This is a genomic window from Bartonella sp. AA9NXGY (genome assembly GCF_042196845.1).
Classification (GTDB): domain Bacteria; phylum Pseudomonadota; class Alphaproteobacteria; order Rhizobiales; family Rhizobiaceae; genus Bartonella.
The window spans coordinates 123,337-131,610 of sequence record NZ_JBHIRB010000004.1 but is presented as its reverse complement, the minus strand read 5'-3'; the positions used below and the strand labels follow the sequence as shown (position 1 = coordinate 131,610).

The 8,274-nt window shown below is 36.1% G+C and carries 5 protein-coding genes and 1 pseudogene; 3 read left to right on the top strand and 3 right to left on the bottom strand.

Annotation, left to right across the window (positions count from 1 at the left end; translation table 11 throughout):
• Positions 1 to 188: 188 nt before the first annotated feature.
• Complete coding sequence (locus ACFIM6_RS03650; protein ID WP_375610682.1) at positions 189 to 554, top strand: hypothetical protein; 366 nt, start codon at positions 189 to 191, stop codon at positions 552 to 554.
• 44 nt (positions 555 to 598) lie between these two features.
• Positions 599 to 1,048, top strand: a complete 450-nt coding sequence (locus ACFIM6_RS03645) for a hypothetical protein (RefSeq protein ID WP_375611689.1) — start codon at positions 599 to 601, stop codon at positions 1,046 to 1,048.
• Positions 1,049 to 2,579: 1,531 nt separating this feature from the next.
• Here ACFIM6_RS03645 and ACFIM6_RS03640 read toward each other — a convergent pair.
• Entirely contained in the window at positions 2,580 to 3,353 is a 774-nt protein-coding gene (locus tag ACFIM6_RS03640) for a DUF4167 domain-containing protein (protein ID WP_375611688.1), read from the bottom strand.
• A 1,680-nt stretch (positions 3,354 to 5,033) separates the two neighbouring features.
• Positions 5,034 to 5,477: a hypothetical protein gene (locus ACFIM6_RS03635; protein ID WP_375610680.1), complete on the bottom strand. Its 444-nt coding sequence runs from the start codon at positions 5,475 to 5,477 to the stop codon at positions 5,034 to 5,036.
• A gap of 492 nt (positions 5,478 to 5,969) precedes the next feature.
• Between ACFIM6_RS03635 and ACFIM6_RS03630 the strand changes: the two are divergent.
• Positions 5,970 to 6,065 (top strand): annotated as a pseudogene (locus ACFIM6_RS03630) (DUF4102 domain-containing protein); the annotation flags it as partial.
• A 1,642-nt stretch (positions 6,066 to 7,707) separates the two neighbouring features.
• Here the strand turns inward: ACFIM6_RS03630 and ACFIM6_RS03625 are convergent.
• A complete protein-coding gene (locus ACFIM6_RS03625; protein ID WP_375611687.1) occupies positions 7,708 to 8,193 on the bottom strand; it encodes a hypothetical protein in 486 nt (161 codons plus the stop codon).
• Positions 8,194 to 8,274: the final 81 nt, after the last annotated feature.

Genomic DNA, 8,274 nt, shown 5'->3' with positions numbered 1-8,274 from the left:
AAACGCATCTCAAAGGGGAAAACGCATCTCAAAGGGGAAAACGCATCTCAAAGGGGAAAACGCATCTCAAAGGGGAAAACGCATCTCAAAGGGGAACTAAAAAACTGTGAAAGCGTTTAACAGTGAAGAAGCCCCTAGGCTGACAAATTGGAGTTCACACTGTCAACTACTCATTTGGAAAATAATTTATGAATCCCCTTGTTTTTATCCTCTTATTGGTTTCATGTACGGATGATTTTAACAGTTGCTATTCGAACAATACAATGGTTAAAACTTACCCAACAGCTCAAGCTTGTGAACAAGCCATGATACCGTCCACAAAAAAGTTTGCACTTTATGGACAACAAATTTTTGCTCAATGTATAAACGTACAACCCAGTTTACATCAACAAGAAGTAAACTTGATCTGGTCTGTAACAAACCGTGGAAATTTTCTTCTTAAAAGCCAAAACGTAAAGGACAAGCTGTCTACAGTCCACAAAGAAGATATTTTACCAACATCGCTTCCTCTTTTGCGTTCTTCTTCCACAAACCTCTTGCACAAAAAACTTTAAAAGCATAAACCCATCAGATCTCAAAAAAATAATCAATGGAAGACATGATGGATAATAAGCGAATGCACCCTTCAAAAGACCATCACACAGAGCAAAATTCTCTGCCTCAAGATCTCCCTTTAGACCCTGCCGTAGAACGAGTGAGAAAAAAACTTATGGGTTTAATGATTATTTCCGTTTTAATAACGCTTTTCCTTATTCTAACCGTACTGTTTTTAATTGTTTATAAAGTGATAAAAACCGGATCAGCGCCAAAACAAACAGAGCTATCTTCCTCTCTCAGCAAAAACCCACACGTTATCCATCATACGCTCTCTCTACCGGAAAAAACACAGATTTTGTCGCAAAGCCTCTCAGAACACAATATTGTACTGAAAGTTTTAACCCCTGATGGACAAACAAAATTTATGATTTACAATTATCATACCGGTGCACTTGTCTCCATTCTTTCTGTTGAAACAACAAAAGAGAGAGCGAAGATAATGCCTCATTAAGAAAACTAACATCAATAAGCGCTGACATAGCATTCTGAAGGTTTAAACATTTTCTGCAAGCCGGCATTATCACACGCTTTACCAACTCGTGGATGTTGCCCACAATCCTTGGCGCTAGAGAGAGTTCATAAGAGCCATTTTTATTCCTTCTTATACAAATTTATCCACACGGGCTCTCCCCGTTTGCAACGTGCAAGCGAATGGTTTTTGTTGATCCAACATGGAACAAATTTGGAAATGAGAGAATTCTAGGGGTTTAGGGGCTCTCACCTAACATTCAAAACAATGAATTATTATTATAAATTAATGTGATAAGTCTTAAATATCCACCACACGGGCGACGGCGCGTTTTTTACTGTATCCCCTCACTTAAATCTTGGAAAAGAAGAAACCTTTCTGTCAACGCATTCCCATTTTAAGAAAATGACATCACTTGGGAAAAGCTAATAAACGTGCAAGAAATACCTCTTCTTGAGTGCAAAAATTCAACATATTAATTTATAGTGATGATTTATTTTGCATGTCAAATGAGAACCTCAAATACTGTAAGATTCTCCCTTTCAAATCTGTTCATAAAAAACTGAATCAAAATCATTTCCTCACATATCCCAGCAAGGAAATGGATGAATAAAATACCTCTTATGAATGATCAGGTATCAAAAGAAGAACTGTTGCAACATTGAAAATTAAAGCAATAACGCCCAGTTTACATCTTTTATTAAGCAAAGATAACCGATGGATTTCACATGATAGAATTCATGAACACCAGTGCGAAATGGGCATGAATACATTGAATATAAGTGTGAATTAAATAAAACAACGACATTGCGTTCTTCATAAAAGAACTGCCTCTTAAAATACACGGATGTGGTTTTCTCTGTATTCCCTCACTTAAATCCCAGCAAAGAGGCAATCTTTTCTGTCAACAGCCTTCGTTAAGTCTCAATACAGCCCCGTGAACATTCAAGGAAAGTGCAAGAAGCTTCTTGAGCATATTATAATTTACTATCATGATACCAATAACATCACCACAAGCGCTTATACAGCACCCTTCAGGTTTAAACATTTCCCTCTGCCTCAAGATTGACCACTTGAGCGACGACGCATCTTCCCCTGTATCCCCTTACTTAAATCTCAGCAAAGAGGCAATCTTTTCTGTCAACACCCTTTGTTAAGTCTCAATATTGCCGGTGAAAATCCAAAGAAAGCGCAAGAAGCTTCTTGAGCATATTATAATTTATTATCATGATACCAATAACATCACCACAAGCGCTTATACAGCCCCCTTCAGGTTTAAACATTTCCCTCTGCTTCAAGATTGACCACTTGAGCGACGACGCATCTTCCCCTGTATCCCCTTACTTAAATCTCAGCAAAGAGGCAATCTTTTCTGTCAACAGCCTTCGTTAAGTCTCAATACAGCCCCGTGAAAACTCAAGGAAAGCGCAAGAAGCTTCTTGAGCATATTATAATTTATTATCATGATACCAATAACATCACCACACAAGCGCTTATACAGCACACTTCAGGTTTAAACATTTTCCTCTGCCTCAAGATTGACCACTCGGCGACGGCGTGGTTTTCTCTGTATCCCCTCACCTAATCCAGGCAAAGAAGAATCCTCTTTTGTTGCTGTTTTTGTTGCTGTTGATGCATCTCCATTGCTAGAGCTTTCTGCTGTTGTAAGTGAAAGCTCAAGAGATGATTCATCTTGAGTCCGTACAGTACGTCGACGAGGAGAACGACGTATTTTTTTGACAGGTTCAACATTTTTCTCAGAGAGGCAGTGCTCTTGATCTGTTTTTTCATCCGATAGAGCCTCTAAAGCGTTTTCACGCGCATCCCCATTTTGCGCTTTATCATATTGGCCATTGCCATTTTTTTGCGACGACATTTGTAATACATCTGTATCACCCTCGACAGCATCCTTTTTTTCACCATCAAGATTTATTTCACCGCATTCTTGCCCATTGTTTTCATCACGATTTTCGTTTTCATCACCACGATTTTCATCACGCCGAACCGATTGAGACATTTGCCCAGCTGCTGCTAAAATAATACGCAAATAGTGCTCGGCATGTTGTAAATAATTTTCCGACATAACACGATCACCTGCACCTTGTGCATCACGCGCAAGGCTTATGTATTTATCGGCAATTTGCTGAGCATTCCCGCGAATTTTAACATCCGGACCGCTACTTTCATAATTGCGAGACAACGGATTAGGACCGCGACGATTATTATTGTTATTACCATTATTGTTATTATTGCGACCGCGTACCCGTCTATTTTGTTGTGGCCTCATCTTTATCCCTTTTTGGAGTGTTTGTCTTATGTGTGTCTTAATTGACGCTTCCTCATTACATTATCTTTTGATAATGCTGATCATGTTTAACATACGATTATCAAGCTATCCGCGTTTATTTCACTCAAACGAACCCTACTGATATTGATAAAAGCATATATTTTCTTGAAAATCACAAAACAGCAGGGAAATCGTAAATCAAAAATTCCCTTTTTCTCTGTCAAACAGCAGAAACCTAATGATGTTCACGTAAAATGCCAAGTGTTTTTTTTAAAATAAACCATATTTCACTAAAAAAAAATAATTATCTTGTGGAAAACAAAAAGGAAAACACACATATAACACACCCGACAAAGAAAAAATTCCTGCCAGAGAATAGTAGAAGCTTCCTTTTTTGCTCTAAAACCACCGCTCCTAAAAACGCCGATATCCTCTACCCCCTCGTGCATTTAACTCACAAGCACTTCCATCCCAACGAGTCACTGCGCGAACCTCTTTATTTTATAAATATAGCCTCTCTTCATCGCTAAAGCAACCCCTTGCGAGCGATAATCCACGATCGCCTCACAAAACCTCTTAACTTTTATAGATAGATTAACACGAAGTATTATTCAAGCCCTATAATCACCAAGAGATCAATCTTCTTTCCCAAACAAGTCAATGATACTATCAATTTTTATTTTAACCCATAGAGTTTTTAAGTTAATCACAGTTTTTATTTATAACAAATTGAGCTTAAAAACAAAATATTTAAATACAAAAAAATATCAAATTATGAAAAAAACGACCAATATGTCACACTTTTTTAAAAATCAGCTTCTTCTCAAAAAAATACCCTCCTCAAAGCCTATCAATAAGAATGGCCTAACGTATTTCCTTACTTATCTTTTCTGATAAAGAAAACTAGAATTATAAAACAAGCACATTTTTAAACCCAGCACAGCGCTTTACGCATGAAGAAGCCGTAAATGTTTATAAAAGGAATGTTTTTTACTCATTTTTGTCATGTCTATTGACTTACACCCTCAAAGAATGAAGGTTCTCAAATCACACTGGTCTGTCAACAATGAAAATACTTATAAAATTCATACACTGAATTGATTTGTAATGGTAATTCATATTTTTTGTGTTGAGTAAGAAAATTAATATCGTAGGATTTTTCATCCTCAATCTGTTTACTATTGAATCAATCTCTTTTTCTTGCATGTTACACGTAGGAAAACCTGCGTGGAGTAAAAACGAAAAAAAAGACTAAAAGTGCCTCTTATGAACCCTCTCTAAGGCCAAAGGGCTGTCGAGAGGCACCATTGGAAGCGGAACAAAGTGTGAGATAGTACCAGCTTACTCTTTTTCAAACCATAAAGATGAACATGCTCTATAAATTTTATACATTCATGAGGGTTTTACCATTATACCATTCACCAAAACCATTACGAAATGGATTTCCCACACTCGTTATTTCCCTTTAAAAAGCGCAACAAACCCTCCTGAAACTCCACCCCGCCCCCTTAAATATTTCAAGGAGGCCATCCATACCTTATGTCGCCACACCTTAAATAAGAAGTGCGATATAACAAGATAAATAAATCAAGCTGCTATTGGTCATGAGGCAGATAGTCATTTAAGAGGCTTTTATCTTTTTATCAAAATTCGCATCCTTTTAACTTTCCATATAAAAACTTAAAAGTAATTGCGCCTTTTGCCTGTTTTATTTTCTCTTTCATTCAGAAAACAGTCTCGTAAGAGAAAATAATTTCCATCCCCAGGACGGACCCTCGTCAAACATTGTTTTTTAGCACTATCAGAAAGCTTATCCCACATTTCACGAATAGCAAAATAGGCCTCACTTTCCAAATTAAGACAATGCTGATAAACCTCTCTTTTCATATCGGGCATAACGGAGGCAGAAATTTCCTTGCAATATACGCGTAGATCAAAAACAGGAATAACCAATTCAACGGGTGCTTGTTGTGTTACTTTTTTATGAGAAGAAAAATAACTAACCACCTTTGCAACAACAAAACACAAAAACACTATACAAAAAAGTATTATGCAAACAAAAGCAATCTTGCGATATAATCTTTTGAAATAAGCCTTTTGTCTTGCTCGGATTCTTTTTTCCATAAAGATTGTACCCTTTAATATCCCAAGAGAAGCTTTTACAGCAAAAAATGATAGAAGTATCTGTGTACACAATACAGGTTATAGCCGCAAACGATCAAGACTCTTATGTCAAAAGACTCTCTTTTTTACCGTATAATTCTTATCGTATATAATTCTTATGAAACACTTTTCTCATGCCCTTTATGAAAAAATAGGGCTGATGATTTTCTCTCACCACTTTTAAAGACAAAGATTCTTCATCCATGCGGATCTATAAACAATTCGTCTTTGTTAAGACACATCACATTGATTTACAAAGAGTATTTATTGTTTTGCACGTTGAATGAGAAACCCGAACACCATAGGATTCTCTCATCCGAAGTTTGTTTTCTATTGAAACAATCAAAACCATGTCGCTTACAAGTTACAAGCGGAACTGGTATGTGGATTAAAAACTGTATAAGAAAGGCATATGGCTCTTATGAAGCATCTCACGAACCAAGGCTGTCGTAAATATTGGGAGCTAGAAAATACAATAATGGTGCGGGCTTGCCTCTACATAAGCGTAAAGATGGGAGTGCTCAATGGATTTACCGTTATTCACCACACAAACACTTCATATATATAAAATCTTATACGCCTTCTATTACCGCCCCCTCAAAAAGCAGTCGCTAAAACAAGATAAGAGATTATAGATGTAAAACTCCTAACAAAAAAGAATGGACTTTCTAATCGAGATCAACAAACACTGTTAAAGACACATTTGCATTTTTGACCATGCTGGCATGTATGATAATGGCCCTTCAAATGCGCCACCATTTTATGCTTCACCTCATATCATTCTCCGTCAAACAATCACAAAGATTCTTTAACTATTCAACGCCCCCCAACCAAAGCAAAGAAACCAAACCCAGACGCCTGCATTTTTATTTGAATCTTCCCTATTGGGATAAAACACACAAGAATTTAAAGATTTCACTGCAAAATGAAATCACAAAATACAATAATGAGAAAAATATCCAAAGCCATCTCAATAACAAATATATAGCGCCCCTGTTATTAGAAAGTAAAAAAAGCCGCACCATTTAAAGGCGCGGCTTATGAATAGAGATATAACTAAATAAAATACAAAAGAAATCAATAATAAATACTTATACACAAAACGTATAGTATTGCAAGCTTTTTAATTATATTTATAAAAATATCCAAAAAGAGTATAAATAATGATACATTCGTATTGAGGAGAGCTGTTTATAACAATACACTTTCTAAAATAAAAACGTATCAAATAAATCAAAATACTTTGTAGCTTTATCTCAATATAATCCATGAAAAAACACACATGATTTAAGTCCATAATTATAATAAGACCCGTTCTTTTACGCTTGTAAAAGCTGGTTTTTCTTAACTTACATTCACCACTTCAAAAGATGAAGATTCTTCACCCAATCTGATTTATCAACAGCCCAGATTGCAGTGGGGTCCATTTGGCTTTCTCACATGTGATTGATTTAAACTTAAAGCTCAACAAATAAGCCTGCCTTAAATATTTGCCACGCCCTTTAAAAAACACTTTTTGTATCATGGAAGCTCTTACAAAGAGACTTGCCTTATATCATCACACCTGAAAGGACAGTCTTTACAGCATAAACAGGATAAGACAAATCAACAACCGCTTGTACAATCTTGTCTGATAAGAAAACAAGTGAAACGTTAGCCTTCAAGCCTGCTCCAACAGTACAGCATTTCTCTTCTTTATAAGAAAAAACACAACGATACGCATGATTTTTTTATAGGCATTTTTCTGCTTTTGTCCTTTTGGCAATTAACATTTTCTTTTTATGGGATTTTTAACAAATTAAAATTGCGATGAACTGCACTTTTTCTCTTTTAAAAAAGCGTAAAAACCGCAAATTATTTATAGAGTTAAAATCATCAAACGCTCTATCCAAAAGCTTTTTAAAATGATTGCACGATTTTTTATCTTTTTAAAGCTTCTTTTGCCATGCGTTTCTATTTGGGCATGGCTCCTTGCTCTGTAGGCTTTAAAAACTTACCCTTAGATTTCAATATGCGCCCTACTCTCCCCAACAACGCATGATCAACTTATCCAGCAACAACGCTTCTCTATCAATTTTTACCATTTTTTAACATCTCAAACAGAGTGCAATTCCAATCCCCACCGAAGATATAAATCAGGTTTATCTCATCTATAACTTCAACCCATACATATTGTTATGATCACTCTTTTCTATTTTTCCTTATCTAACAAAGAAGAAATCTCTCTAGAATGCTCAACACTGATGTTTTGAGTAACACTACTGTGTATTTCTAGCGGCTTATGTGCTGTAAATTTTGAAATAAAAGAGCTGTAGTCTATTTTTGGCGCCTCGTATATTGGAGAAAAAAATATGTCTCCAACGGACGATGATTCTGTTTTAATTTCTGGTGCGCTCACAAAACTGTTTGGTGTCGTTATTCCACCACTCACAACACTATTAATACTGTCTTGCTTCTCTTCTTTCTCATTTTTTTTCTGTTCGACATTGATAAGATCTAGAGCATTTAATTTTTTTTCTAAAGCATCCATGCGCTTTGCAATTTTTGTAATATCTTCATATGCTTTCTTCAACAATGCGTTTAAAGGAGCATGTCCCATTCTTCCGCTAGCATAAAGAACCACACGAATACATTCCGGATCATCAATATCAGAAATAGAAAATGGAAAAAGTGCCATTATATCCCCCTTTTTGATAAGCTAAACGCGTATTAAGGCATTTGCATCTCTTTTTTCGTTGTACGGCTCTTGCATTTCTCA

Coding starts and splice junctions, on each gene's coding strand:
- ACFIM6_RS03650 (WP_375610682.1), top strand. CDS start 189: ATGAATCCCCTTGTTTTTATCCTCTTATTGGTTTCATGTACGGATGAT.
- ACFIM6_RS03625 (WP_375611687.1), bottom strand. CDS start 8,193: ATGGCACTTTTTCCATTTTCTATTTCTGATATTGATGATCCGGAATGT.
- ACFIM6_RS03645 (WP_375611689.1), top strand. CDS start 599: ATGATGGATAATAAGCGAATGCACCCTTCAAAAGACCATCACACAGAG.
- ACFIM6_RS03640 (WP_375611688.1), bottom strand. CDS start 3,353: ATGAGGCCACAACAAAATAGACGGGTACGCGGTCGCAATAATAACAAT.
- ACFIM6_RS03635 (WP_375610680.1), bottom strand. CDS start 5,477: ATGGAAAAAAGAATCCGAGCAAGACAAAAGGCTTATTTCAAAAGATTA.